General features: G+C 65.9%; 24 protein-coding genes and 1 pseudogene. 15 read left to right on the plus strand and 10 right to left on the minus strand.

The window, feature by feature from the left end; genetic code table 11:
• The first annotated feature begins 34 nt into the window (after positions 1-34).
• From hpaE to QNO08_RS08095, 4 genes are read left to right on the plus strand one after another with little or no spacing between them, the layout of a single operon-like run.
• The gene (gene hpaE, locus QNO08_RS08080; RefSeq protein WP_229966053.1) at positions 35-1,552 is read left to right on the plus strand and encodes a 5-carboxymethyl-2-hydroxymuconate semialdehyde dehydrogenase; all 1,518 of its coding nucleotides are present in this window, start codon (positions 35-37) and stop codon (positions 1,550-1,552) included.
• Positions 1,553-1,596: 44 nt separating this feature from the next.
• Entirely contained in the window at positions 1,597-2,700 is a 1,104-nt protein-coding gene (gene hpaD / locus QNO08_RS08085; protein WP_231712728.1) for a 3,4-dihydroxyphenylacetate 2,3-dioxygenase, read from the plus strand.
• A gap of 28 nt (positions 2,701-2,728) precedes the next feature.
• A complete protein-coding gene (gene hpaH / locus QNO08_RS08090; protein ID WP_229966052.1) occupies positions 2,729-3,514 on the plus strand; it encodes a 2-oxo-hept-4-ene-1,7-dioate hydratase in 786 nt (261 codons plus the stop codon).
• A complete protein-coding gene (locus QNO08_RS08095) occupies positions 3,499-4,308 on the plus strand; it encodes an HpcH/HpaI aldolase family protein (RefSeq protein ID WP_229966051.1) in 810 nt (269 codons plus the stop codon). The genes hpaH and QNO08_RS08095 overlap by 16 nt, the downstream gene beginning before the upstream one ends.
• Positions 4,309-4,318: 10 nt before the next feature.
• Here the strand turns inward: QNO08_RS08095 and QNO08_RS08100 are convergent, their stop codons facing one another.
• A complete protein-coding gene (locus tag QNO08_RS08100; RefSeq protein WP_229966050.1) occupies positions 4,319-5,005 on the minus strand; it encodes a M23 family metallopeptidase in 687 nt (228 codons plus the stop codon).
• Positions 5,002-6,210, minus strand: coding sequence for a low temperature requirement protein A (locus QNO08_RS08105; RefSeq protein WP_229966049.1), 1,209 nt, complete (start codon positions 6,208-6,210; stop codon positions 5,002-5,004). The genes QNO08_RS08100 and QNO08_RS08105 overlap by 4 nt, the downstream gene beginning before the upstream one ends.
• 111 nt (positions 6,211-6,321) lie before the next feature.
• On the opposite strand from QNO08_RS08105, the gene QNO08_RS08110 reads away from it, so the two are divergent.
• Both QNO08_RS08110 and QNO08_RS08115 read left to right on the plus strand, forming a co-directional pair.
• On the plus strand, positions 6,322-7,212 hold the full coding sequence (locus tag QNO08_RS08110) for an alpha/beta hydrolase family protein (protein ID WP_229966048.1): 891 nt from the start codon (positions 6,322-6,324) through the stop codon (positions 7,210-7,212).
• Between the two features lie 44 nt (positions 7,213-7,256).
• Complete coding sequence (locus tag QNO08_RS08115; RefSeq protein ID WP_229966047.1) at positions 7,257-7,793, plus strand: GNAT family N-acetyltransferase; 537 nt, start codon at positions 7,257-7,259, stop codon at positions 7,791-7,793.
• A gap of 36 nt (positions 7,794-7,829) precedes the next feature.
• On the opposite strand, the gene QNO08_RS08120 is transcribed toward QNO08_RS08115, so the two are convergent.
• Genes QNO08_RS08120 through QNO08_RS08130 form a run of 3 tightly spaced genes read right to left on the minus strand, consistent with a single transcriptional unit; the run spans position 7,830 to position 10,106 of the window.
• Positions 7,830-8,081, minus strand: coding sequence for a hypothetical protein (locus tag QNO08_RS08120; RefSeq protein ID WP_229966046.1), 252 nt, complete (start codon positions 8,079-8,081; stop codon positions 7,830-7,832).
• A gap of 49 nt (positions 8,082-8,130) precedes the next feature.
• Positions 8,131-8,799, minus strand: a complete 669-nt coding sequence (locus QNO08_RS08125) for a hypothetical protein (protein WP_229966045.1) — start codon at positions 8,797-8,799, stop codon at positions 8,131-8,133.
• Positions 8,800-8,837: 38 nt separating this feature from the next.
• On the minus strand, positions 8,838-10,106 hold the full coding sequence (locus QNO08_RS08130) for a glycosyltransferase 87 family protein (protein WP_229966044.1): 1,269 nt from the start codon (positions 10,104-10,106) through the stop codon (positions 8,838-8,840).
• A gap of 166 nt (positions 10,107-10,272) precedes the next feature.
• Between QNO08_RS08130 and QNO08_RS08135 the strand changes: the two are divergent.
• Positions 10,273-10,927 (plus strand): annotated as a pseudogene (locus tag QNO08_RS08135) (DMT family transporter); the annotation flags it as partial.
• Positions 10,928-10,939: 12 nt separating this feature from the next.
• Here QNO08_RS08135 and QNO08_RS08140 read toward each other — a convergent pair.
• Both QNO08_RS08140 and QNO08_RS08145 read right to left on the minus strand, forming a co-directional pair.
• Positions 10,940-11,575 carry an FMN-binding negative transcriptional regulator gene (locus QNO08_RS08140; protein ID WP_229966043.1) on the minus strand — a complete coding sequence of 212 codons (636 nt, stop codon included), beginning with the start codon at positions 11,573-11,575 and terminating at the stop codon, positions 10,940-10,942.
• Between the two features lie 78 nt (positions 11,576-11,653).
• Positions 11,654-12,223, minus strand: a complete 570-nt coding sequence (locus tag QNO08_RS08145) for a hypothetical protein (RefSeq protein WP_229966042.1) — start codon at positions 12,221-12,223, stop codon at positions 11,654-11,656.
• 185 nt (positions 12,224-12,408) lie between these two features.
• Between QNO08_RS08145 and QNO08_RS08150 the strand changes: the two genes are divergently transcribed.
• The gene (locus QNO08_RS08150; RefSeq protein ID WP_229966041.1) at positions 12,409-12,996 is read left to right on the plus strand and encodes a DJ-1/PfpI family protein; all 588 of its coding nucleotides are present in this window, start codon (positions 12,409-12,411) and stop codon (positions 12,994-12,996) included.
• A gap of 85 nt (positions 12,997-13,081) precedes the next feature.
• Here QNO08_RS08150 and QNO08_RS08155 read toward each other — a convergent pair whose 3' ends face one another.
• Entirely contained in the window at positions 13,082-13,990 is a 909-nt protein-coding gene (locus QNO08_RS08155) for a TIM barrel protein (protein WP_229966040.1), read from the minus strand.
• A gap of 371 nt (positions 13,991-14,361) precedes the next feature.
• Positions 14,362-15,561: an ROK family transcriptional regulator gene (locus QNO08_RS08160; RefSeq protein ID WP_229966102.1), complete on the minus strand. Its 1,200-nt coding sequence runs from the start codon at positions 15,559-15,561 to the stop codon at positions 14,362-14,364.
• Between the two features lie 252 nt (positions 15,562-15,813).
• Between QNO08_RS08160 and QNO08_RS08165 the strand changes: the two genes are divergently transcribed.
• The 7 genes from QNO08_RS08165 (at position 15,814) to QNO08_RS08195 (ending at position 25,274) form a co-directional block, all read left to right on the plus strand.
• Positions 15,814-17,028, plus strand: coding sequence for an inositol-3-phosphate synthase (locus QNO08_RS08165; protein WP_229966039.1), 1,215 nt, complete (start codon positions 15,814-15,816; stop codon positions 17,026-17,028).
• Entirely contained in the window at positions 17,025-17,906 is an 882-nt protein-coding gene (locus QNO08_RS08170; protein ID WP_229966038.1) for an SCO3242 family prenyltransferase, read from the plus strand. The genes QNO08_RS08165 and QNO08_RS08170 overlap by 4 nt, the downstream gene beginning before the upstream one ends.
• On the plus strand, positions 17,903-19,408 hold the full coding sequence (locus QNO08_RS08175; protein WP_229966037.1) for an EboA domain-containing protein: 1,506 nt from the start codon (positions 17,903-17,905) through the stop codon (positions 19,406-19,408). Before QNO08_RS08170 ends, QNO08_RS08175 begins: the two co-directional genes overlap by 4 nt.
• 2 nt (positions 19,409-19,410) lie before the next feature.
• Positions 19,411-20,289 carry a TatD family hydrolase gene (locus tag QNO08_RS08180; protein WP_229966036.1) on the plus strand — a complete coding sequence of 293 codons (879 nt, stop codon included), beginning with the start codon at positions 19,411-19,413 and terminating at the stop codon, positions 20,287-20,289.
• Complete coding sequence (eboE, locus tag QNO08_RS08185; RefSeq protein WP_229966035.1) at positions 20,289-21,413, plus strand: metabolite traffic protein EboE; 1,125 nt, start codon at positions 20,289-20,291, stop codon at positions 21,411-21,413. Before QNO08_RS08180 ends, eboE begins: the two co-directional genes overlap by 1 nt.
• A gap of 39 nt (positions 21,414-21,452) precedes the next feature.
• On the plus strand, positions 21,453-22,853 hold the full coding sequence (locus QNO08_RS08190; RefSeq protein WP_229966034.1) for an alkaline phosphatase family protein: 1,401 nt from the start codon (positions 21,453-21,455) through the stop codon (positions 22,851-22,853).
• Positions 22,854-23,072: 219 nt separating this feature from the next.
• Positions 23,073-25,274: a PQQ-dependent sugar dehydrogenase gene (locus QNO08_RS08195; protein WP_229966033.1), complete on the plus strand. Its 2,202-nt coding sequence runs from the start codon at positions 23,073-23,075 to the stop codon at positions 25,272-25,274.
• Positions 25,275-25,376: 102 nt separating this feature from the next.
• On the opposite strand, the gene QNO08_RS08200 is transcribed toward QNO08_RS08195, so the two are convergent.
• Entirely contained in the window at positions 25,377-26,627 is a 1,251-nt protein-coding gene (locus tag QNO08_RS08200) for an ROK family protein (protein ID WP_229966032.1), read from the minus strand.
• Positions 26,628-26,634: the final 7 nt, after the last annotated feature.

Genomic DNA, 26,634 nt, shown 5'->3' on the forward strand with positions numbered 1-26,634 from the left:
AGCCTTCCGATATAAAGACTCGAAAGAGGAAACTATGAGCACGCACTTCGTCCCGGAGAACCTGCCCACCCACATCCAGCACTTCATCAACGGCAAGTTCGTGGACTCCGCCAGCGGTGCCACCTTCGACGTGCTGGATCCGGTCACCAACAAGACCTACGCCACCGCCGCCGCGGGCCAGAAGGAAGACATCGCCGCCGCCGTCGCCGCCGCCCGCGAAGCCTTCGTCAACGGCCCGTGGCCGAAGATGAAGCCGCGCGAACGCGCCCGCATCCTCAACAGGATCGCCGACGCGGTCGAAGCCCAGGAAGAACGCCTGGCCGAAATGGAAACCTTCGACACGGGCCTGCCCATCACCCAGGCCAAGGGCCAGGCCCTGCGCGCCGCGGAGAACTTCCGCTTCTTCGCGGACCTGATCGTGGCCCAGTTCGACGACGCCATGAAGGTCCCCGGCGCCCAGATCAACTACGTGAACCGCAAGCCCATCGGCGTCGCCGGGCTCATCACCCCGTGGAACACCCCGTTTATGCTCGAGTCCTGGAAGCTTGCCCCGGCCCTGGCCACCGGCAACACCGTGGTGCTCAAGCCGGCCGAGTTCACCCCGCTGTCCGCCTCGCTCTGGGCCGACATCTTCACCGACGCCGGCGTTCCCGCCGGGGTGTTCAACCTGGTCAACGGCCTCGGCGAGGAAGCCGGCGACGCGCTGGTGAAGCACCCGCAGGTCCCGCTGATCTCCTTCACCGGCGAAACCACCACCGGGCAGACGATCTTCCGCAACGCCGCCGAAAACCTCAAGGGCCTGTCCATGGAGCTCGGCGGCAAGAGCCCCTGCGTCATCTTCGCCGACGCGGACCTCAACGCCGCGATCGATTCCGCACTGTTTGGCGTCTTCTCCCTCAACGGCGAACGCTGCACCGCCGGCTCCCGCATCCTGGTCGAACGACCCGGCTACGACGAATTCTGCGAACGCTTCGCCGCCCGCGCCAAGACCATCGTCGTCGGCGACCCGCACGATCCGAAGACCCAGGTGGGCGCCCTCGTGCATCCCGAACACTTCGACAAGGTCGCCTCCTACGTGGAAATCGGCAAGACCGAAGGCCGCCTGCTCGCCGGCGGCGGACGCCCCGAAGGGCTCGAGGAGGGCAACTACATTGCACCCACCGTCTTCGCCGACGTCGCCCCGGACGCGCGGATCTTCCAGGAGGAGATCTTCGGCCCCGTTGTCGCCATCACCCCCTTCGACACCGAAGCCGAGGCCCTGGAACTGGCCAACAACACCAAGTACGGCCTCGCCGCCTACATCTGGACGCAGGACCTCACCCGCGCGCACAACTTCGCGCAGAACACCGAGGCCGGCATGGTCTGGCTCAACAGCCACAACGTCCGCGACCTGCGCACTCCGTTTGGGGGTGTGAAGGCCTCCGGCCTGGGCCACGAGGGCGGCTACCGCTCCATCGACTTCTACACCGACCAGCAGGCCGTGCACATTTCCCTGGGCAAGGTCCACACCCCGAAGTTCGGGACCGACGACGCCGCCAAGGTCGACGGCTAACCCTTCCCCGACACTTCCCCCGCCTTTTGCAAAGGAGCAAAACCATGGAGATCGAAAGCCGCATTCCCACCCCGAGCATCGCCCCGCCGGACATTGTCCGCTGCGCCTACACGGACCTGGTGGTCACCGATCTGGAACGGTCCCGGAAGTTCTACGTGGATGTCCTGGGCCTGCACGTCACCGAAGAGGACGACGACGCCATCTACCTGCGCTCCCTTGAGGAGTTCATCCACCACAACCTGGTGCTGCGCAAGGGTCCGGTGGCCGCCGTCGCCGCCCTGGCCTACCGCGTCCGCACCCCCGAAGACGTGGACGTCGCCGAGGCCTACTACCAGGAACTGGGCTGCCGCACCGAACGACGGAAGGACGGCTTCACCAAGGGCATCGGCGACTCTGTGCGGGTGGAGGATCCGCTGGGCTTCCCCTACGAGTTCTTCTACGAAACCGAGCACGTGGAACGCCTCACCCAGCGCTACGACCTCTACTCCGCCGGGGAACTCGTCCGCCTGGACCACTTCAACCAGGTCACCCCGGACGTGCCCCGCGGCCGCGCCTATCTGGAGGACCTGGGCTTCCGCGTCTCCGAGGACATCAAGGATTCCGACGGCGTCACCTACGCCGCCTGGATGCACCGCAAGCACACCGTCCATGACACCGCCCTGACTGGCGGCGACGGCCCGCGGATGCACCACCTGGCCTTCGCGACGCATGAAAAGCACAACATCATCCAGATCTGCGACAAGATGGGCGCCCTGCGCATCTCCGACCGGATTGAACGCGGCCCCGGCCGGCACGGCGTCTCCAACGCCTTCTACCTCTACATCCTGGATCCGGACGACCACCGCATCGAGATCTATACGCAGGACTATTACACCGGCGATCCGGACAACCCCACCATCACCTGGGACGTCCACGACAACCAGCGCCGCGACTGGTGGGGTAACCCCGTGGTCCCGTCCTGGTACACCGAGGCCTCCCTGGTGCTGGACCTGGACGGCAACCCGCAGCCGCTCACCGCCCGCACCGAGACCTCCGAAATGGCGGTCACCATTGGCGCCGACGGGTTCTCCTACACCCGCCCCGACGACGACGCCGGCAGCTCCGAGGGCGAGGCCGCGCAGGGCTTCAAAATCGGCACCCAGCTCTAGACCGTCAGATCAAACAGAAAGCAGAGCCGTGCTAGATCAACAGACTCTCCGGGCGGTGGCCGATGAGCTGCTCGAAGCCCAACGCACCCGCACCCCGGTGCCGCGCCTGACCACGCGCTACCCCAACATGACCATCGAGGACTCCTACGCGGTGCAGAACCTGTGGCGGGAGCGGATGATCGCTGCCGGGCGGTCCCTGGCCGGCCACAAGATCGGCCTCACTTCCAAGGCCATGCAGGCCGCCACCGGCATCACCGAACCCGACTACGGCGTCATCCTCGACGACATGGTGCTGGAAAACGGCTGCACGCTGGAGTGGGACCGCTACACCCATCCCCGTGTGGAGGTGGAGCTGGCGTTCGTGCTGGGCAAGCCGCTCTCCGGGCCGAACTGCACGCTCTTCGATGTCCTGCATGCCACGGACTACGTGGTGCCCGCACTGGAAATCCTGGACTCCCGGATCGAGATGGAGGGCCGGACCATCGTGGACACCATCGCGGACAACGCGGCGATGGGCGCCATGGTGGTCGGCGGCAATGCGGTGAAACCAGCCGACGTCGACCTGCGCTGGGTGTCGGCGCTGCTCTACCGGAACCAGAGTATCGAGGAGACCGGCGTCGCCGCCGGAGTGCTCAACCATCCCGCCGCCGGCGTGTACTGGCTGGCGAACAAACTGTCCGCCCACGGCACCTCGCTGGAAGCCGGAGAAATCATCCTGGCCGGATCCTTTACCCGCCCGATGTGGGTCTACAAGGGGGATTCGGTCTACGCAGACTACGGACCGTTGGGAACCATCACATGCCGATTCGAGTAAACGCCGAGGAAACCTTCGGAGCCCGGCTGGCCACTGCCGGCCGGCATCAGGCCGGCATGTGGGTCTGTTCCGGCAGCCCGCTGGTTGCCGAAATCTGCGCTGGCTCCGGGCTGGACTGGCTGCTGATCGACGCAGAGCACAGTCCCAACGGGCTGGAGTCGCTGCTGGCGCAGCTGCAGGCGGTGCACGGCTACCCGGTTAGCCCGGTGGTCCGGCCGCCGTCGGGCGACCCGGTGCTGCTCAAGCAGTACCTGGACCTGGGGGCGCAGAACCTGCTGATTCCCATGGTTGACACGCCCGAGCAGGCCGCCGAGCTGGTCCGGGCCGTGCGGTATCCGCCGCAGGGCATCCGGGGTGTGGGCAGTGCCCTGGCTCGGGCCTCGCGCTGGAACCGGATCGAGGGGTACCTCGAGAACGCCGCCGAGTCCGTAACGCTGCTGGTGCAGATCGAAACGGCCGCCGCCGTGGAGAACGTGGCGGCGATTGCCGCGGTGGACGGGGTGGACGGGCTGTTCATCGGGCCGTCGGACCTCGCCGCGTCCATGGGACATCTCGGCCAGCAGGAGCATCCCGAGGTGATTGCCGCCGTCGAGCACTGCATCCGCACCGTGAAGGCCGCCGGGAAACCGGTGGGCGTGAACGCGTTCGCTGAAGCCGCCGCCCGGCGCTACCTCGACGCCGGCGTGGACTTCATCCTGGTGGGCGCCGACGTCGCACTCCTGGCCCGGGGCAGCGAAGCCCTGGCCGCGAAGTATCTCCCCGCCGCCGACGACGGCGTCCGCGCGAGTTACTGACGGCTCGTCCTCAGGGTGCCTCCACCGTGGAGGCCTCCTGCGGCAGCATGTTCTCGCGGGGGAGAAAGGTGCTGCCGCGGGCGGGCTTCTCGCCGAAGGACCGGAAAACCAGCGGCAGTCCGCGGGCTGTCCACGGGTCCGTTCCGTCCATTGCCTGCACGTGCACATGGGGCTGGGTGGAGTTGCCGGAGTTCCCGCAGGCCGCGATCTGCTGACCCTCGCGGACCTGCTCTCCGGTGCGAACACGGACAGTGCCGGCCTGCAGATGCATCACGCCCACCACCGCGTTGCCGTCGGGCGTTGCGATGAGGACATAGTTGCCCGCAACGGCTCCGATTCCGCTGCGCAGCCGGGCCGGCTGGCCCAGCAGGTAGGGGAGGAGGGCCAGCTGGGAACGGCGCGCCTCGTGGTCCTGCTCGCCGTCGTGCACCGCGACAACCTCGCCGGCGACCGGAGCGAGGATCGGGCGCCCGAAGGCGAAGAACAGCTCCGGAGGTTCGGTGGCGAACGCCGTCCGCCAACCGACGGCGGGAGCCGACCGGCCGGCGTCGTCCACTCCCACGAAGTCGATGGCATACGTGGTGGCGAGCAGATGGGTGCCGTGGCTGGGCACCCGGCGCAGGGGACTGTTTTCCACCCTCCACTTTCCGGTGAAGGGAAGGGACACCGCCACGGTACCGTCCTGACCAATTGTCATGGTTCCAGGCTTCTGCCCCGGATGCGTCCCCTGGGCCCGGCGTACCGCACGTTTTCCACGGCCACCAACGCGGCAATGATGACGGTGACGAGCAGGAGGGCCGCCAGGGAAGTGAGCTGGGGCCGAGCGGCCAGCAGGGCCAGCAGGAGTGCGGCCGTTCCGAGGCGCCACTTTTTCCAGCCGGCGCCCATCCGCCGCCAGAAGGCCGCAATGGCAAGCAGGTACAGTGCCGGTCCGCCGAACAACGCGAAGGCCCCGACGCGGCCCAGGCTTTTCCCCTCCTCCACATGCGCCAGCGCGTCCTCCACGCCCAGGGCAGTGAGGACAATCCCGGCCACGAGGGGCAGATGCAGGAAGGTGTACGCGACGACGGCGGCCGAGGAGCGGGCGGCTCCGTGCAGTGCGGCGAAGCGGTGTTCGGCAGCGATTGCCGTGACGTCGAAGTAGAGCCACCAGAGTCCGATGGACAGGCAGATTCCTGCCGCCGCACCGGTAAGCACCGGTACGCTCACGGGCACCTCGGACGCGCCGGCACCGATGGAAACGATGGATTCGCCGAGCGCGAGGATGACCACGAGCCCGTACCGTTCGGTCCAGTGCGCGGCGGACTGAACCCGCCAGTTCCCGTGCCACGAGATGAGGAAGGTGAGGCCGGTGTCCAGCACCATGCCGGCCAGCCAGAACCAGGTCTGTGCGGGTCCGCCCAGCAGCGCCCCGGTGATGACCAGCGCCGCTCCCAGGACAGCGGTGACGGTCAGTTTGGCGATCTGGCGCCGCAGGGGCTGATCGTTCCCGGCCGCATACACGTACAGGCCCAGGTGCAGGATCCGGACCGCGGTGTAGGCCAGGGCAAGGACCAGCGGGCCGTCGAGTCCGCCGTCGAGGTCGTCGAAGGCCTCCGGAATGGCCAGCGCGGCAATGAAAATCGCCACCATGACGGCGGACAGGCCGAACCGCATGAGTCCTTCATCGGCGTGCGCCTGGTTCGCGAGCCAGGAGAAGGGCGCCCAGGACCACCACAGCAGAACCAGGATGACGATCCCCTGCAGCACACCCAGGAATGAGTACTCATGCACCATGAACCCGGTGACCTGGGTGAAGGCGAACACGAACACCAGGTCAAAGAACAGCTCAAAGGTGGTGACCCGGTGCGTCTCATCCGAGATGCGGGCAGCAGAGCGCGGCGGGCGCGGCAGATGCGGCATGGCACCAAGGATAGGAGGCCTCCAGCCGTGAATCACCCCTGCAGTGCCCGGCCGCTCCGGCTGGCAGTATCCGCGGTAAATGAAACCCGACGTCCCGGGTATATTGTTCGCATGCCCAACAAGAATGTGTTCCCCACCACTTCCGATCGGATCAGGGTTCCGGTGGCCGGCGGAGGCGCCGTTGCCGGAACCCTGCGGATACCGGTCGGAGCGTCGCCCGTCGCCGCGGTGGCCATCCATCCGGCGACGGCGGTGGCCGAACGCCTGTACACGGGCTTCGCCGAGTATCTTGCCGAGAACGGATTTGCCGTCTTCACCTACGACTACCGCGGCACCGGGGCCTCCGGCAGCCCGAAGGCCAACCGCACGCTGCGGATGCGGGATTGGATGTTCCAGGATGTCCCCGCGGTGGCTGCCTGGATGGCAGGCAGGTTTCCGGACCTGCCGCAGCTCGCCGTCGGGCACAGCATCGGCGGCCATGCACTGGTCCTCAACAACGGAACCGCCGGCCTCTCCGGGTTTGTCGCCGTCGCATCCCACGGCGGGGTCACCCGGGCCATCGAAAACCGCAGGGAGCGCATCCGGGTGACGCTGGTCCTGCGTGTCCTGGGGCCGCTGGCTGCACGGGTGCTTGGTTTCGTGCCGGGTAAGCGCATGGGGCTCGGTGAGGACATGCCCGGCGCGGCGATGCTGGAATGGAGCCGCTGGTCCCGGATGCCCGGCTACTTCTTTGACGACCCCGGCATGCGGGCGTCCGAGCGGGCTGCCAAGGTGGATACCGACGTCTTCGCCATTGGATTCAGCGATGACCCATGGGCCACGCCGAAGCAGATTGACGCTGTTTACGGCTGCCTGGTCAATGCGGCGGTGGAGCGACGCACCTATACGCCCGACGACGGCGGAGTCCCCGCGATCGGGCACATGGGCTTTTTCCGGCGAGGTGTCCGGGACACCCTCTGGCCGCAGGTCCGGGACTGGCTCAGTGAGCGGGCCGGAACTTAGATGGCGGCAGTTGGCCGGGCAGGCGCATCTGCTGAGATGGGCTAATGCGCCAAGATCCCTCCAACTGGACTCCTGCCAGCACCGAGCGGCTCCTGCTGCGCCGGCTGGAACCGGAGGACCGGGAAGACGCTGTCCGGATCCACGCCGATCCCCGGACCAACCGCTACAACCCCGACGACTTCAGCGCGGCTGCTGCCGAGGTGCTTTTTGAGATGTTTCTGGAGCACTGGAACCGGGAGGGGTTCGGCTACTGGGCAGTGGCCGAGCGAGCAGCTCCGCAGACGGTGATCGGGTTTACCGGCCTGCACCTGGGCCGGGTGGATGGCCGGGAAATTCTCAACCTTTACTACCGCTACGATCCCGCGGTGTGGGGCCGCGGGTACGCGACTGAAGGAGCCGCCGAGGCCGTCCGCAGGGGGCTGGTCCACTTTCCGGACGTGCCGGTATTGGCGCGCACAAATGACCTTAACCGGCCTTCCCAGCACACCGCGCTGGCGGCGGGGCTGCTGCGCCGCGCAGATCTGGACCGGCGAAGCGGTGAGCGCCTGAATGTGTATTTTGCCCTCGGCTGGCCGGACTGATCGGGCCGTCGGCCGGGAGCAGCGGAGCAACCCGTCTCAGAGGCCGCCGGGACTTTCACCGTTGGCTGTCGCTTCGATCCAGTCAACGCCGGCGTCCGAGAAGGAGAAGCCGTCCGGCCCGCTGCCGCCGAACCACCAGGCGCCGTCGGCCGGCGCACCTCCTGCCTCCTCGATCTCCTGGAGGATGCCGCGCGGCACCACGTCGCCGTTGTTGTTCATCAGCCATGACCGGGTTGATGCGGGCAGCAGAGGCCACCACTGTTCAATGTCGATCCGGGAGCTGTCCATACCTCAAAGTGTTCCACTCCGCTGACGGATCGTCGACGGATGGATCGGGTCAGCTGGGGCAGGAGTGGTACACGCCGTCAGCCACCGCAAACTGGAACGCGATGCTCAGGGTTTTCCTGTTCTCCTCGGTGGGTTCGACCCCCTCGGCTGTTGCCGGCGGATATGGCGTCGAGCCGATGTCCAGCGCGTAGGCCGCAGTTTCGGGGTCGGGAAGCTTGCAGGTGTCCTTGACGGTCCTGGCGACGGCGAGCATGTTCTCGGCCTCCACGAGGTTTGCCGAATGGCCTGCATCCACCCACTCGTTGAATTCGGCGATGTGGGTGGCTGCCTCCCGCCGGGACTCCGCGCCCTCAAGGTCGTAAAGCTTGTCATGGAGCGTGCTGCTGGTCTCGGCGTGCTTCCGGTCCAGGGCCTCGGTATTCAGGAGCGTGAGGTCATCCCAGGCCGATCCGGTAAAGACATGCTCATCAATCAGGGCAGCCACCTCGGGATCGGCCTTGAGGAGCCGAACTTCCTCCTCGGTCTCCGGATCGATGGCTTCATCTGCAATCCGGATAATGTCTGCGACGAGGGGCCGGTCGTTACTTGCCGCGGCTTCGGCGGCTTCCGCTTTCTCGATGCTGATCAGGGCACCGATGCAGCTGGCAAGAACGGCGGCCAGGCCCAGGCCCAGGAGTGCGTAAACATACGGTGGCAGGCGTCCGGCGGACGTGGTCATGGGATTCCTCACTGGACGCGCGGACGTTTTCGTCCATACTAGCTGGAGGATTCCGGGGACGGCGCGGCACTGCTGCCGACACGGTCGGTCGCCCAGTAAACCAGCGCCAGGACCGGCAGGATCACGCCGAGACCGGTGAACAGTTCCAGCGCCGCCGGCCCCTGTCCGCTGACCTCGCCCGTGAGCATCATCGTGATGGTGATGGAGGAGAGCATAAACACCGGCAGCATCGCGGCTCCCAGCGCGATGCCCCAGGCGCGCGCCGCCGCGCGTCGTCGTCGTACCGAGACCCACAGCGCCGGCAGGACCAGCGCCATCCAGACCCAGTGGTGGAACCAGGAAATCGGCGAGATGGCCAGCATCACCACGGCATTGGCGCTGATGGCCGCCACCGTGTCCCCGCGCCCGTCGGCACGCTTGATGGCCAGGAAACCCAGGACGACGACGGCGGCGGCGGCGAGCAGCCAGAGCGGACGCTGCAGGAACCCGGGGGCGCCCAGATGCGTGATCAGCGAGTTCAGCGACACGTTGTACATGTCGGTGGTGTCGCCCACCCGGCTGGGATCGGAGAGGGCGTGAAACCAGAAGATGCGGGACTGCTCCGGCGCGGCCAGCCAGCCCGTGGCGACGGTGGCCGCGAACGTGAGACCCAGGGTCAGGATGGCCCGCCAGTCGCGCCGGACCAGGAAGATCAGGCCGAAGGCCAGCGGCGTGAGTTTGATGCCGGCGGCGAGGCCAATCAGAATACCGCGGGGGATCCGGCCGGCGGGACGGATCAGATCCGCCACGATCAGCACCATGAGCATCGGATTGATCTGCCCGAAGCCCAGGCCCTCGCGCCACGGTCCGAGCACGCCGATCAGCAGGGTCGCCAGCACGACGACGCCGGCCGTGCCGCCCAGCGCTGCCCGGATCCGTTCCGGCAGTGCGTCGTTGTCGCAGAGGTAGCGGGCCACCAGGATCGCGGTCAGCACCAGGCAGAGGCACGAGGTCGCCGTCAGCAGCACCAGCCCGGCAGCCTCCGGAAGGAAGGCGAAAGGCGTCAGCAGCAGTGCGGCGAACGGGGGATAGGTGAAGGGCAGGCCGCGGGTGTCCGTCTGCACCAGGGCCGGATCGTACAGGCGGTGCTCGCCCATGCCGAGGAAGGCCCGCGCACCCTCGCGGTAAACGGTGAAGTCCAGTCCGTGGATCTGCGCCCCGAGGACCACCAGCACCAGCGCCGCCGGCAGCCCCAGAATCAGCCAGAGGAGCTTCGTGCGGGGAGAGGTGCGCTGCTGGGAGCGGGAATCCGCCGTCGATAATGCCATGCCTGCAAGTTTAGATGGAAGGCTCAGGGTGCCGGCGCTGCCCGACCAGCGCCCGGCCGATGATCCGGGCGCCCTCGGGAAACGCCCCGGGGTTCACGCCCGCGTAGTTCAGCCGCAGGTAGGGGCCGGTCGGTTCGGCCGGGAACCACTCGTTGCCCGCGGCCACGGCGGGGTGGTGGTCGGTTTTCCGGTCCTGACGTCCTACGCCCTGACCACGGCGCCGGCCAGCCACGGCGCCGTCGTCATTGGCCTGCTGCCCGCCGCGACCGCCGTCGCTGCGGTCCTGCGGGGCCGCGAGCGGCCGCCGGTCTCGTTCTGGCTGACGGCGGGCGCCGGGGCTACGGCCGTACTGGTGTTTGCCACGGTGGCCGGGGGAGGATTCGGCGGGCTGCACCGGTCCGATCTGCTCCTGATCGGCGCCGTGATCGCCGGTGCCGTCGGCTATGCCGAGGGCGGGCTTCTTTCCCGCGAGCTTGGCGCCTGGCAGACAGTGTCCTGGGCGCTCGTCCTGGCCTCGCCGGTGATGTTGGTGCTGACCGGCGTCTCCGTGATCCGGCAGCAACCCGGCCGGCACCGCGGCGGAGTGGGCGGCGCTGGCCTATCTCGGCGTCGTCAGCATGTTCCTGGGCTTTTTCGCCTGCCGCGGGCTGGCGATCGGGCCGATCGCCCAGGTCAGCCAGGTCCAGCTGGTCCAGCCGGTGCTGACCATCTGCTGGGCGGCGCTGATCCTAAACGAACCGCTCACCTGGCCGACGATTCTGGGCGGAGCGGCGGTGATTGCCTGTGCCGGAGTTTCGGTCCGGGTCCGGCTACGCCGATAAGAATCGGCAGGCTCAGTCCAGGACCGTTGCATTTGCCTGCTTCATCCGGTCCGCCAACGCCGGGTTCCGGTAGGGGCCGGGCTGCTCGAGGTGGTCAATAATTCGCCGAATAGTCTCCGGCTCCTTGTTCTGGTTCATCTTTTCCTTGCCCTCGATGCGCGTAATCGGCAGCCGGATTCCCACCGTGCCGCGCACAATCCGGTGGGCGTATTCACTGTTCTCCAGTGTGGCGTGCAGCAGATGCGGTTCCGGCAACGGGGATTCGAAGTGGGTCACCAGGCGGTCCAGGACCGCGAGGTTGTCCGCATCGGAAAGGATTTCCGGGGTTCCCCAGAGATGGGCGGTGGAGAAGTTCCAGGTGGGCACGTTGGGGCGGGACCCGTACCAGCCGGGAGAAATGTAGCCGTGCGGGCCGGAGATGATCGCCAGCATTTCACCCGCGCCCAGGCCGTGCCGGATTTCGTCCGGACGGCCCATGTGGCTGAGCAGCACGATGCCCTCGGCCTCTTCATCCAGCAGCACCGGGTAATGCGAGGCAATGATGCCGCTGCCCGGGACATGGCTGACGAGCGTGCACCACGGGTGATCGCGAATCAGTTCCTTAATGGCTTCGATGTCGTCCAACGCGTAGGTCGGGTTGTGCCTCATTGGTCTGCTCCCATGGTTTCCGGCCGGTTGGACCGCTCCCGGGAAAATCTACCCGACCGCAGGCTCAAAGCCGCTGCTTCAGCCCTCCACGTCGTAGACCATGGCGGGGTCGCGTTCGAGGATCCGGTCGCGCATTTCGACCTTGAGGTCTTCCAGGTGGGCGAGCTCTGCCGCGGTCTTGTCCGGCTTCGCGGTGAGATTGATGAACTCGTCCGCAACGATGCCGTCGTCGCGGATGATGCACGTGACGCATGCGTCGCCTGCGCTCACCTCGAACACGTAGCGGGCCAGGGTGTTGCCTCGTTCGGCCCGGGCGAGCTCCGGAAGCACGGCGTAGCGCTCCCCGGTGACCGCGCGGGTCACGAGCTCGAAGGCATCCCGGGCGCCGGGGCCGGCGAAGGGTGTGCGCACCCGGATGTCGCGGCGCTCGACGCGGCCGCCGGGGATGCGGGCTGCAAGCTCAGGCAGTGCCCGCCCGAGCGCTGCAAAGGCGTGAGCCACTCCGCCCGGGAAGCCCGGCCCGTGATATTTCATGCAGTCGGCGAAGGTGAAGCTCAGCTGCACCCCGTCCTCCCACAGGGTGAGCGTGCGCTCGGGGTTCGGAACGGCTGACTGGGTGCGTGCGGTCGGTGCTGAATTGCTGCTCATGTCCGGATCTCAATCTTGGTGTCTGGGGGTCTCGGCGGGGGAAAGCCGAACAAAGAACCGTATCAGGACAGGAAATCTCCGGTCTAACTGCCTGTCCTTCGTGGGGTCCATTCCTTCCTGTCCCGGCTCTGCCCTGACGGTGTGTCGTCCCGGGCTGAGGCTGACGGCGCTGGCAGGATCGGGCCATGAAACACATCGGAATTCTGATCTTTGACGGGGTGGAAGAACTCGACGCCGTCGGACCGTGGGAAGTGCTGGCCTACTGGGCCCGGAACTTTCCGGAGGACGGATACGACGTCGCGCTGCTCTCGGCGGACGGCGGACCCGTGATGGCGGCCAAGGGAATGCTGCTCACGCCGCACGTCTCCCGCGCCGCCGCTCCGGACTTCGACGTCTTTCTTCATCCGGGCGGCCATGGCACCCGTCCGCTGGCCCGGGATGAAGAACATCTGGAGTGGATGCGCAAACTGCGCGAAGACGTGCCGCTGATGACCAGCGTGTGCACCGGCAGCCTCGTGTATGCCGCGGCCGGACTGCTCACAGGCCGCCCCGCCACCAGCTACTGGGACGCGCTGGGTGACCTGGCCGGGCTGGATCCCAGCATCGCTGTCCGCCCGGAGGCCCGCTGGGTCGACGACGGCGACGTCGTCACCAGCGCCGGCGTCAGCGCCGGCGTCGACATGGCGCTGCACCTGGTTCGCCGTCTGGCCGGCGAGCAGCGTGCCCGCGAGGTTCGGCGCGGCATTCAATACGACCCGGAGCCTCCGGTTTAGGGCGGAGGGGTCCGGTGTCAGGGCCAAAGGGGGAGGGGCTGTCCCTGGTCCGGGACAGCCCCTCGCGCGGCGGTACCGCGTGCCGTTAGAAGCAGATCTTCCGAAGATACCGGTAGCCGACTTCCGCGGTCCTCAGCGGTGTGACGTCCGGCTGGTCGTTTTCGACGATGTACTCCTGCGGCTGGTGCGCTTTGAAAATGCGTGAGAAATCGATGGTTCCGGCACCCAGATCTGCGAAATCGCCGGTAGCATCGCGGTCCTTCACGTGGTACTGCAGAACCTTCTGCGGTGCCTGTTTAATCGTGTCGATAGCGAACCGGACGGGGTCGGCAGCTCCGACTCCAACGCCGCCGGTGACCGCCCAGTACAGGTCGACTTCCAGATGGACCAGCCTCGGGTCGAGGCGGCTTGTGAAAATGTCCCAGGGGGTGAGCCCGCCCCCGAGGTCAGTGGTGAACTCGTGCGCGTGGTTGTGATAGCCGTATTTGATCCCGGCCCTGCGTACGACAGCCGCTTCGGCGTTCATTTGGTCTGCCCACCGGTACCAGTCATCCGCATTGTCGGACGCAAGGTACGGAACAACCATGTACGTCTGGCCGAGCGTCTGTGCGTTGGAGATCTTTGTGCGCAGTTCCGCGGGTGTCGCGCTGATCCCTTCGTGGCTGGAAGAGGCCTGAATTCCGACACGCTTCAGGGTTCTCCGCATTTCTTTGGCTGTACGACCGTAGTACCCGGCCAGTTCGACGCGCTTGTACCCGTACCGGGCAAGCTGTTGGAACGTCCTGTCGACATTCTCCTCGGTGATGATCGACCGCAGCGTGTAGAGCTGAATGCTGATGAGCCCCGGGGAAACCCGCCGATTGTCCCTGTGCCCGTGCCCGGGCTTGCCCTGGTGCCCCGGCCCGCGGGCGATGGCAGGAGCCGCCCCGGAACCGGCCAGGCCGACGCCAACGCCCGCGGCGAGTGCTCCGCGGATGAAATTGCGCCGGTCCACCCCCTTCTTCTCGAGAGAACGATTTAGTGCACCTGATGCGTCAAATCCAAAGCACATGCTGTTGCCTTTCTGACAGTAGAACGCATTGTCGCCGCCTCCGTTGGCAAGGGCGAGAACACGCACTGGAAGGTCGCTGGTGCAGTTCACCGAGCTGATCGAGAAAGGCCGCCGTCGCCGACAAGCTGTCCGCAACAACTCGGTACCAGCATTAGGGTCAAGATGTCCGTTTTGTTGTCTGGAACCACTAGCAGGCGCCGGGCCGTACCGTTGGTGGAGCAATGGCGGTGACTGGAAATGAGTCCGTCGCATGAGGCTAGGTCGGACTTTTGGTGTCTGTCAAGCAAAAGTCGCCGACGGGACGCCGGGGGAGCTCAGCTGGTACTTGTTTCCGAGAGTCCGGAGACCATGGCGTCGATGCGCTGGGGGGACATGGCGTGGTGAATGGCCAGCATGCTCGCGCCCAGCACGCCGGCGTCGAGACCGGAGCTGGAATGCACGATCTGAAGGTGCTGGGTGGCTAGCGGGACGGTACGCGAGTACACCGTTTCCCGGATGCCGGCGATGAAATGTTCGCCCGTCAGCGCCATGGATCCGCCAATGACGATCACCGAGGGGTTGATGAGGCTGATGCATGCCGAAAGTACGTCGCCGACGTCCCGCCCCGCCTGCCGCACTGCGTGGATCGCCTCCGTGCTTCCGGCGCGAACGAGTTCCACGACGTCTTCACTGCCGCTGGCCTCAAAGCCCTGGCGGCGCAGCTTGGCCGCCACGGCCGGGCCGGATGCTATGGCTTCCAGGCAGTCCGTATTTCCGCAGTGGCAGGGGACTCCGCTGCCGCCGTGCACGCGGATGTGCCCGATGTCTCCGGCGACACCGTCAGCCCCGCGCTGCAGCATGCCGCTGGAGACAATGCCTGAACCGATTCCGGTGGCAACCTTGACGAAAAGCAGGTTGTCCACCTGGGGCCAGGCCATATTGCGCTCGCCCAGGGCCATGATGTTGACGTCATTGTCGACCAGGACAGGTACATGGAATCGTGCCTGCAGGTACCCGGGGACGTCATAGCCGTTCCATCCGGGCATGATGGGGGGATTGATGGGCCGGCCGGTGCGGTGTTCCACGGGCCCGGGCAGTCCGATGCCAACAGCCAGGAGGTCGGTCAGGGAACGTCCGGTGCCGTCGAGCAGTTCCGTGCCGAGTTCGACAACCGCCTCCAGGACTGCCTCCGGACCCCGCGTGATTTCCAGTGCGCGCGCAGACTGGGACAGCAGATGCCCGGTGAGGTCGGTGACGGCCATCTGGAGGTGCGACGCGCCAATGTCCACTCCGAGCACGACCCGGCTGCCTGCCTTGAGCGCAATCCGGGACGAAGGCCGCCCGCCGGTGGATACAGCATCCTGAACGAACCCTACGAGTCCCAGGTCCATAAGTGCTTCGATCCGAAGCGTGACTGTTGAGCGCGCCAGTCCCAGCTGCTCGGCGAGCTCTGACCGGGTGCGTGGGTTCCCGTCGCGGAGGATTTGGAAGAGCTCGCTCGCTCCGGACGATGCAAGACCGTTAACGTTACTTATGTCACTCACCGACTCATTACAGCATAAAGGCGACGGAACCCTTGACTTCACTGCCGTCGCGCACTCGTCCGCACAAAGTATCGACTGAATGACGGTACCGCGAAGCAAAGATATATCGGAATACCTCATAAGTTCGTTGGTCCCTGACGTTACCTATGTTAGGTTCCCTGTGACGGGCGTCACCGGCGTCACTGGTTGGTTCTTACGACGCCGGGCTGGCAGGCGTTTGCGGAATGACTTCGAGGAGGAAGTTTGCTTAGGGACACCCATGGGGGCTGGACGTACGGCAAGACGGGCATCTGGCTCATCGGCGCACGGGGATCGGTGGCAACTACCGCAGTGATGGGCCTGGCCGCCATCGCGGCCGGGCTGGCGAAACCGCTGGGATGCGTCACGGAACATGGTGATTTTCGCGGCGTGCACCTCCCGAACTACGCAGACCTTGTGGTCGGCGGGCACGACATCAGCGGTGTTTGCATGGCCAAGCGGGCGGAGAAACTTGTTGATGCCGGCATGGTCCCCGGCGAGCTTTTTGAATCAGTCCGGCCCCAGCTCCTTGACGCGGACAGCCGGGTGCGTCCCGGGTACGACCCCGTCGGAGGAACAGAGTCGCAGGCTGATGCTGCGCTTCGTCTGTCCGGCGACATCCTTGCGTTCCGGGAGATAAACAGCCTGCAGCGGGTCATCGTCTTGGACGTCGCCTCGACAGAGGCGCCGCCGGACCACCTCGACGAGTTCGACGACGTCGGCCTCCTGAAAGCGGCCCTGCAGGACCCCGCACGGTCCGTCCTGCCCGCCAGCTCGGTAGCGGCCTATGCAGCGGTTCTGGCGGGCTCGCCCTATATCTGCTTCACGCCGTCGACGGCGCTGAACATTCCTGCGCTGCACGAGCTTGCCGGAGCGGACGGGGTTCCGACAGCCGGACAGGATGGCAAGACCGGCCAGACCTGGCTGCGTTCGGTACTGGCTCCGGCCCTGTCCGCACGCGGGCTGCGGGTGCTCTCGTGGGCTGGAACGAATTTGCTGGGCGGCGGTGACGGCGCCACGCTTGCGGACAGCAGGGCAGTTTCCGCGAAGCTGCAGTCAAAGAACCGGGGGTTGAGGGAGCTCACTGGAGGTGCGGCAACTCCGCTGCACATTGACAACGTGCCGGACCTGGGCGAGACCAAAGTGGCCTGGGACCACATCCACGTCGAAGGCTTCCTGGGCTCCCGCCTGACGATCCAGACAACCTGGAGCGCCTATGACTCCATGCTGGCAGCTCCGATGGTGCTGGACCTCGCCCGGCTAATGGCACTCGCCGACGCCGCCGGAGAAACCGGGCATGTTGGTGCCCTGGGCTTCTTCTTCAAAGACCCCTGGGGCAGCGACGAGCATTCCTTCGCGCAGCAGACGAACAACCTGGTGCAGTGGGCGCATGGCGCCAGCGGCCGCCTTACTGCCAACACGGACGGTGATCAGCCGTGACCCGGTTCGGTGATTATCTCGAGCTGGTCCGGGCTCCTGCTGTTCTCACCGTCCTGGGCGACACCGTGGCAGGCGGCGCTGCTGCCGGCCGCGCCCTGAGCGGCCGGTGGATGTGGATGCCTCTGGCGAGCGCGTGCCTCTATGCCGGGGGAATGGCCCTGAACGACTACGCGGACCGCGACGTCGATGCCCGCGAACGACCGAAGCGCCCCATCCCGTCCGGAAGGGTAAGCGCCGGAAGTGCCCTGGCCGCGGCCTCTGCCCTCACCGTCGCGGGACTCGGGTTGTGTGCCGCGGCCGGTGGACGGAGCGCACTGGCTCTGGGGATCCCGCTCGCGGCGTCCATCTGGACGTATGACCTCATCGCGAAGGACCACGCGCTCATAGGAGCACTCTCGATGGGCAGCTGCCGGGCCCTGGACGTCCTGATGGGCGCGGGCGCAGGTCATGTGAGGCCGGCACTCGGGGCGGCGGGCATCATGGGCGGCCATACCGTCGCCGTGACGCTCCTTTCCCGCGGTGAAGTCGAAGGGACAGACGCCGTGATCGCTTCCGGCGCCGCCGCAACCACCGGACTGGTTGCCGCCGCAGTCGTGGCCGGCTCGTCCGGACCGCCGGCCAGGATGCTTGCCGTTCTCGCTGCCACTGCTGCCTATGCCGCAAGATGTGGGCCCGCCCAGATAAGGGCAGCGCGGAGTCCGGCGGCATCAAACGCCTTGGCCGCGACCCGGGCCGGCATCCGCGCGATGATTCCGCTCCAAGCAGCGCTCGCGGTTCGGTACGGACATCCGACGGCTGCAGGTGCACTGGTTGCAGTGGATGTCCTGGGCAAGATCCTCCGGTCCCGTCCCAACGGCAGGAAGGTGAGCGAGTCATGACCGTCACGCCATCGTCAGTTCCCTTCAGCATCGGGTACGGCACCAACGGCTTCATGGACCATCCCCTGCCCGACGTACTCGAGCTGCTGCACGAACTCGGCTACGGCTCGGTGGCCCTGACGCTCGGCCATCCCCACCTTGACCCGTTCGCCCCCGACCTGGAAGCCCGGCTGAGCTGGCTGCGCAGCCGTCTCGAAGAGCTGGAGCTTCGCCTGGTCATAGAGACGGGAACGCGTTTCCTGCTCAATCGCCGAGAGAAGCACCGCCCCGCTCTCGTTGACGAAGAGGCTGCAGCCCGTGTCGATTTCCTGCGCCGCGCGGTAGACATCGCGGCGGTGCTCAACGCCGAATGCGTCTCCTTCTTTTCGGGGATCCTGCCTCCGGGAGTCAGCACCGAGTCCGGTTGGCAGCGGCTGCAGACCCGGGTTGCTGAGGTCCTGGAGCATGCCGCCGAAAACGGGGTCGTGCTCGCCATTGAACCGGAACCCGGGATGCTCGTTGAGACGGTCGCTGATGCGCTCGAGCTTCGGACCCGGCTCGGCAATCCGGAAGGGCTCAGGGTGACCGTCGACATCGGACACTGCGTGGTGGTTGAGCCCGGAGGCGTGCGCGGTGCGCTGATGGAAGCTGGAGCGCTGCTGGCCAACGTCCAGCTCGACGACATGAGATCCGTGGCCCACGAACACCTTCCGTTCGGGGAAGGGGAGGTCAACGTTCCGCTGGCTCTGGCAACGCTGGCGGAGCTGGATTACCGCGGCGTGGCCGCCGTGGAGCTGCCCCGCCACTCCTTCGATGCTCCGAACCTGGCTGCCCGGAGCATGGCCGCTCTGCAGGGCGCCTGGCGGGAAGCGCAGGCCGGCAAGGCCGCGGAGGAGTGGCTGCTGGAGAGCACGGGCAGGATCGCCGAAGATCCCAGTGCCCTGCCGGGGATCTTCGCTGCAGCCGGTCGCAGGGTGGGCCGCAGCCCGGTGCATCCGGACACCGATCCCACGGGGGTTCTCCATGGCAGCAGCAGCGATTATGCCCGCGGTGAGCTCATTCGGCGCCTGCAGGAGTTCCTCCCGCCGGAAGACCTGGCCGGGACCGTCCTGTCGCTCTACGACCGGGGGGACTCCTCGGAACGGCGCGGAGTGCTTCGGGGGCTGGGGTCACTGGCAGCGCAGGATCCGGACCTGCCGGCTCCGGTCGTGGCAGCGGGCCTGCGGCTGACGGTCGAGGCGCTGCGGACCAACGAGACCGGCCTCGTCGCGGCCGCCGTCGGCCCCTTCGCCGCTGCCCACCTTGATCAGCACAACTGGCGCCACGCAGTCCTGAAACTGGTCTTCATGGGCGTCAGCCTTGCGGCCGTCACCGACCTGAACGATCGCGCCGACGCTGAACTGGCGCGCATGGCCGCCGATTTCGCCGCCGAACGGCAGGCAGCGGGACGTCCGGTACCTGACGACGTCGTTCTCCTGCTGAACCGTGCAGCCAGCCCCTCCGTCTCTCGCAAGGAGTCCTAGCCATGCGTATTTTCGACCCGCATATCCACATGACCAGCCGCACGACCGACGACTATGCCGCCCTCTACGCGGGCGGGGTGCGGGCACTGGTTGAGCCCGCCTTCTGGTTGGGGCAGCCCCGGACCAGCGTCGGATCGTTCATCGACTATTTTGATTCCCTGCTGGGGTGGGAACGGTTCCGGGCTTCCCAATTTGGTATTCGCCACCACGCCACGATCGCCCTTAACCCCAAGGAGGCAAACGATCCCAGATGCGTCCCCGTCCTGGACGAGATTCCCCGGTACCTGGCGAAAGAAGGCGTCGTTGCCGTCGGGGAGATCGGCTTTGATTCGATGACCCCGGCGGAGGATGAAGCCTTCATCCGCCAACTGGACCTGGCCCACGAGTTTTCCCTTCCTGCGCTGGTGCACACCCCGCACCGGGAGAAGCTCCTGGGCACGCGCCGGACACTGGACATCATTCGTGAGTCGGCGCTTGCTCCTTCGATGGTGGTGGTGGACCACCTCAATGAGACGAACGTGGGCATGGTGAAGGACGCCGGAGCCTGGATGGGGTTCTCCATCTATCCGGACACCAAGATGGACGAAAAACGCCTGGTCGCGATACTTCACGAGTACGGAACGGACAAGGTGCTGGTTAATTCTGCGGCGGACTGGGGCAAGTCCGACCCGCTCAAGACGGTGAGCACGGCGAAAGCCATGCTCACCGGTGGATTCACGGCGGACGACGTCGAACGGGTCCTGTGGCAGAATCCGGTCGACTTCTACGGCCAAAGCGGCCAGCTGATCCTCGATCCGATCCCCGGGTTTGACGGCGCGGAGCTGGGCGGAGCCGGGGCGACGTTCGAAGGCAACTCACTGCTGCGGGGTGTCCGCGCCTAATGCGGCTTTCCTACTGCACCAACGTGCATCCGGCGGAGGACCTTGACGGGGTAATCCGGCAGCTCCGCGACTACGCCGGCCCTGTCCGCCGCAGAGCAGGCCTGGACGTTCTCGGCGTCGGGCTGTGGCTGCCGGCAGGCCTCGCCAGCCGTCTGGCGGGAAGCGCCGGGGACATCGCGGTGCTTCGGGAGGTCCTCACCGAGCAGGGCCTGCACATCCACACCCTGAACGCCTTTCCCTACGGCGGCTTCCACAACGAGGTTGTGAAGACGGACGTCTACAAGCCCACCTGGGCACAGCGGGAGCGGCTGCAGTACACGCTGGAGTGCGCCGAGGTCCTCGCCGCCCTGTTGCCGGAAGACACCCCGGGGTCAATCTCCACGCTGCCTCTGGGCTGGCGTGATCCCTGGACGGCCGACGACGACGCCGCCGCCACCGTGGCGTTCGCTGAGCTGTGCGAAGGGTTGCGAACGCTGAAGGAGCGCACGGGAAAGACGGTCCGGATAGCTGTGGAACCGGAACCGGGCTGCGTGCTCGACACCGTCTCGGATGTTGCAGGATGGCTGGCGGCACGCATCCCGAGAGGCATCGACCCCGAGTACGTCGGCCTGTGCATAGACACGTGCCACCTGGCGGTGTCCTTCGCCGATCCGGCCGCCGCCGTCCGCAGCGTCGGGGCAGCAGGCCTGCGCATCGTCAAAGTCCAAGCTTCCGCCGCACTGCACGTGGCCGCGCCCTCGGACGAGGCCGCCCGCAGCGCGCTCGAGGCGTTCGCGGAACCGCGCTACCTGCACCAGGTCCGGGAGCTGGGACGCGACGGGACCGTGTTGATGGCAGACGACTTGCCGCAGGCGCTGAACGGGCTGCCGGGCAGAGGCCCCTGGCGAGTCCATTTCCACATGCCGCTGCACCTGGTGCCGGACCTTCCGCTGGAGACGACGGCGGAAGTGCTGGAAAGAACCGTGGCTGAAGTCAGCAGCCTGCCGTACGGGCACGAAGTGCACCTGGACATTGAAACCTACACGTGGAGTGTCCTGCCCGGGAAACAAACCGATCTCGTGGAAGGAATAGCAGGAGAAATCGCCTGGGCCCGGTCCCACCTGTTGGCCCCGGCGCCGTCCTGACGACAGCCATGCATGCCCCACTACATCTAAGGAGAACCCTTGAAACCGGTACTGCTGCTCGACGTCGTGGGGCTCACTGCCCTGTCACTGCGGCACATGCCCCGCCTGTCCAAACTCGCTGCCGCGGGGTGGTCCTCCGAACTGGCCACCGTCCTTCCGGCCGTCACCTGCACGGTCCAGTCCACCATGCTCACCGGCCTGGCGCCGTCGGAACACGGGATTGTCGGCAACGGCTGGTATTTCCGTGAACTTGGGGACGTCTTCTTTTGGCGCCAGCACAACAAGCTGGTCGCCGGAGAAAAGATCTGGGAAAGTGCCCGGCGCAAAGAACCGGATTACCGCGCCGGCAACATTTGCTGGTGGTACGCCATGGGCATGTCAACGGACCTGACAGTGACTCCCCGCCCGATCTATCACGCGGACGGAAGGAAATCGCCGGACGCCTACATCCGTCCGCCGGCGCTGCATGAGGACTTGGTGTCCCGGTACGGCGAGTTTCCGCTGTTCCAGTACTGGGGCCCGGGCGCAGGCATTCAATCCACGCAATGGATCGTTGAGTCGACCCGGCACGTTCTGCGAAGCCAGGCACCGGAGCTCCTCATGGCGTATCTTCCGCATCTCGATTATGACCTTCAGCGTTTCGGCCCCAACCACACCCAAGCCGCCACCGCCGCTGCCGAGCTTGATGCGGCACTGGCTCCCTTGCTGGACGAAGCCCAGGCCCGCGGGTACGCGGTCATCGCCGTAGCCGAGTACGGGATCGAAGACGCACATCTGCCCGTGGACATTAACCGAGTCCTGCGCAGGGAGGGCTTGCTGGAGGTCTATGTACAGGACGGGAAGGAGCAACTGGATACGTGGGCCTCCCGCGCCTTTGCCGTCGCAGACCACCAGGTGGCGCACGTTTACGTCCAGGATGCAGGCGACGTGGCCCGCACAGCGGATATTCTCAGGGCGACCCGGGGGATCGATGAAGTCCTGGACCGGAATGCCCAGGGGAAGTACGGGCTGGACCATGAGAGGTCCGGAGAACTCGTCGTTATTGCCGAGCCGGGCGCCTGGTTCACGTACTATTTCTGGCTCGACGATGCCCGTGCGCCCGAATATGCACGCGGCGTCGATATCCATAGAAAGCCGGGGTATGACCCGGGCGAACTCTTCTTCGACCCGGCTGACAAGCTGGCGAAGGCCAAGGCGGGCCTGAACCTGATCAGGAAAAAAGCCGGGCTGCGCTATGCCATGAGCACCGTGCCTTTGAACCCAGGGCACGTCCGCGGGACTCACGGGAGGCTTCCCGGCTCTCGAAACAGCACGCCGATGGTGATCTCTTCCGAAGAACGAATGCCGCCTTTTGCCGAAGAGCTGCTGCGCCGAGGGAAACCCGTCCCTGCTGCAGCGGTCAAGTCCCTCGTCCTCCAAACACAGGGACTGCCCGAATGACCAGCTGACTTTTGTTTGTCTAACAACAATCCCCGAAACTCGATTCCAACCCTACAGGGGCGCTCTTGTTGTGCCCGGGCGAGTGCGTGTGCCGGGAGCACATGAAAAATGAGTGACTTTGTTCTTTCAAACCACTAGCGATTCCAGAAGGCCTCCGTTAGCGTTCAACGAACCTGACTCGGGCTGGTCCGGGTCCCTCAATGGCGAGAAGAGAGAGCGATGACAGTCACAAGACGCGGGTTAGCTCAATCACCCGGGCATCCGACGGATGCCAGCAAAACTTCGGCCAAGCGTGCACGGCGCGGCAGCATGGCGCTGGCGCTGGCCGCGCTGATGGCCGTATCGCTTGCGGCAGCTCCGGCACAGGCGAAACCGCGGCCGGGGGCGCCCGAAGCGCCTCCGCCGGACTCGGCGTTCCAAAAAGTAACCCTGAACGACTTCCCGGGCGAACCCGTCGATCTCGCGGTGCTGCCCAATAAGGACGTCCTGCATACCACCCGCCAGGGTGAGGTATGGCTGAACGACGCCGCCACGGGCCTGAATACCCTGGCGGGGACCCTCGACGTCTATGAGCACGACGAAGAAGGTTTGCAGAGCATCGCGATTGATCCGAAGTTCGGGAAAAGAGGCCACAACTGGGTCTACATGTACTATTCCCCGCCCCTGGATACGCCGGTTGATGATCCGGCAACCCCGGGTGTCAACGAGGGCGATGCGCCTGCCACGGGTACGCCCGCGGATTTTGAGCCCTTCAAGGGATACCTCCAGCTGTCGAGGTTCCGGTTCGACGGCTCCACCATCAACCTGGCCAGCGAACAGCGGATGCTGGAGGTGCCCGTAGACCGCGGCCTCTGCTGCCATGTCGGGGGCGACATCGTTTTCGACGCCCAGGGGAACCTTTACCTCTCCACGGGTGACGACACCAATCCCTTCTCGTCCGGCGGCTACAGCCCGCTCGACGAACGGCCCGAAAGCAACCCGGCGTACGATGCCCAGCGGACCTCCGGCAACACAAACGACCTCCGCGGCAAGGTGCTGCGGATAACCCCCCAGAGAGACGGCGGATACACTATCCCCAAGGGAAACCTCTTTCGGCCAGGAACTCCTCTCACGCGTCCCGAAATCTACGTGATGGGGCTGCGTAACCCGTTCCGCATTGAACTGGACCGGAAGACCGGCGAGCTCTTCATCGCGGATTATTCACCCGACGCCGGCAGCGCCGACCCACTCCGGGGTCCGGCGGGAACCGGCAAATGGGCAGTTGTGACCAAGCCGTCCAACTACGGCTGGCCCTACTGCGCCACCGCAGAGCTCCCTTACGTGGACTACGACTTCGCCACCAATACCTCCGGTGCGGCGTTCAACTGCGCGGCACCCGTAAACGAGTCGCCCAACAACACGGGTCTGCGCAGGCTGCCCCCGGTGGCCCAGCCTGAGGTCTGGTATTCCTACGACGCTTCCGAGAACTTCCCGGAACTGGGCTCCGGCGGAATCGGCCCGATGGCCGGCCCGGTCTACGATTTCGACAAGAAGGCGAGCAAGGGACGGTCGTCCGTGGCCTGGCCGAAATACTACGACGGCAAGTCGTTCCTGTACGAGTGGACACGTGACTACATCAAGGCGATGACCATGAAGAGGGGCGAGCTCGCCTCGATCGAGGACGTCGTCAGCTCAATGGTGGTCGACAACCCCATGGATATGGAGTTCGGCCCTGACGGCGCGCTGTACGTACTGGAGTACGGTGACGGGTATTTCGGTGAGAACCCGGACGCCCAGCTCTCCCGCATCGACTACATCGGCGAGGGCGGGAACCACAGCCCGGTAGCCGTGGCTTCCGGTAATCCCACCGTGGGCCTGCCTCCCCTGACCGTCCAGTTCTCCAGCGCGGGCACCACGGACGCGGACGGCGACAGGCTGCGCTACGCATGGGACTTCAATTCCGATGGCGTGGTGGACTCGCGGAATCCCAATCCGACGCACACCTATGAAGAGATCGGAACCTACAGGGCAAGCCTCCAGGTGACCGATCAGGGTGGCAAGCACAGGGGCAAGTCCTCGTCCGCGGAGGTTGTTGTTGAAGTAGGCAACCAGGCGCCGGTGGTGGAGTTTGTGACGCCTGTCGCAGGTCAAACCTTCCAGTTCGGTGACACCGTCAGCTACGAAGTTGTCGTCACCGACGACCAGCCTGTGGATTGCTCTCAGGTCCAGGTCACCTACATTCTGGGTCACGACGCCCACGGTCACCCGCAAACGAGCACCACGGGCTGCACCGGGACCATCACCACCACCGTGCCTGAGGGGCATGATCCCGGCGTCGACAACCTGTCGGGCGTTTTCAGTGCTTCCTACACGGATGCGGGTGATGGTGGAACGGGTCCCTTGACCGGAACCGCCGAAGTTGTTCTGACTCCCACCAGCTAGCGTTGCTGCGGGACGAAGGAACTCGAGTCCCCGGAAAAGGAGCATAAGCAGGAAAGGACCCTGTGCCGGGAAACCGGCACAGGGTCCTTTCCCTTGACCCTGTTATTCGCCTGCCTGTGATTCGCCCGCCGGCCCCTGCAGGAAGCCTGCCGGGTCTGACAGCAAAGGTTCGAAAACCAGCTCCGCTGCTCCTATCAGGATGGGATCGTCCCCAAGCGGAGCAAGCTCAATTCTCACGTTCTCCCATGGCCCGCGGATGCCGGACCCGTGCAGCGCCTCGTCCAAGGCGCCCGGTGCTGCACGGACCAAGATGCGGAGGAACCCTCCCAAAACCACAACTGAGGGGTTGACGAGGCTGATCACTGTTTTCAATCCCACAGCGAGCAAGCCGACCTGCTGCTGGATCACCGACCGCACCTCATCACCCGCGGACCCGTCCTGAAGCTTCTCCATGAGGATTTCTTCGAGGTTCTCGGTCTCGCCGGGCGGCAGACCGATGGCTTTGATAAGCGCTTCCCTGGTGACCTCGGCCTCGAGGCAGCCACTGGAGCCACAGGTGCAGGCGGCACCATTTGTGCGCACATGGGTGTGGCCCAGCTGTCCGGCGAACCCGGTTGCGCCCCGCACCAAATGGCCGCCGCTCATGATTCCGCCGCCAATCCCGCTTGCCCCGCCGTAGAGGTACACCAGGTCCGGAACGTCCTGCCCGGCTCCGAAGGCAGCCTGCGCAATCGCCCCCACTACGGCGTCGTTGGCGCTGACTGTCCTCAGCTGGAGCGCGTCGCTGAGCAGGGCGGGAAGCGGCTCGTCACGCCAGCCGAGATGCGGTGCCTCTATGACTTTTCCGCCGCCGGGTTCCACCAGCCCGGGAATGGCGAGTCCGACACCCACGACACGGTGCCCGGGCGGCAGTGCAGTACGCATGCCTGAGTAGACCGCGGACACAATGTTTACCACTTCGACTGCTGACGGAGCCCTGACAGTGTGGAAACGGACTGCGTTGACGATGCGGCCGCCCAGCGAGACCAGGGCGACGCTGACGACGTCGACGTCCGGGTTGACGGACAAGGCCAGGGTGGCGGGGCTCGGCTCGATCATGATGCTCGGACGGCCGTGCTGCTGGGCCTGATCAATGTCGCTTTCGATCACCAGCCCCAGCTGTGAAAGCTCAGAGACCAGCGCCCCAATGGTGGAACGGTTGAGTCCTGTGGTCCGCGTGAGCTGGGCACGGGATACGCCGGCCGTGGAGTGCACGAGCTGCAGGACTGTGGACAGGTTGTGCTGGCGGCTCGAATCGCGATTGCTGCCGAGGTACGTGCGCGCGGTGTTCTTGCCCTGTGCCGCGGCAGTCATGCGGCAG

The organism is Arthrobacter sp. zg-Y820, assembly GCF_030142155.1.
Classification (GTDB): domain Bacteria; phylum Actinomycetota; class Actinomycetes; order Actinomycetales; family Micrococcaceae; genus Arthrobacter_B.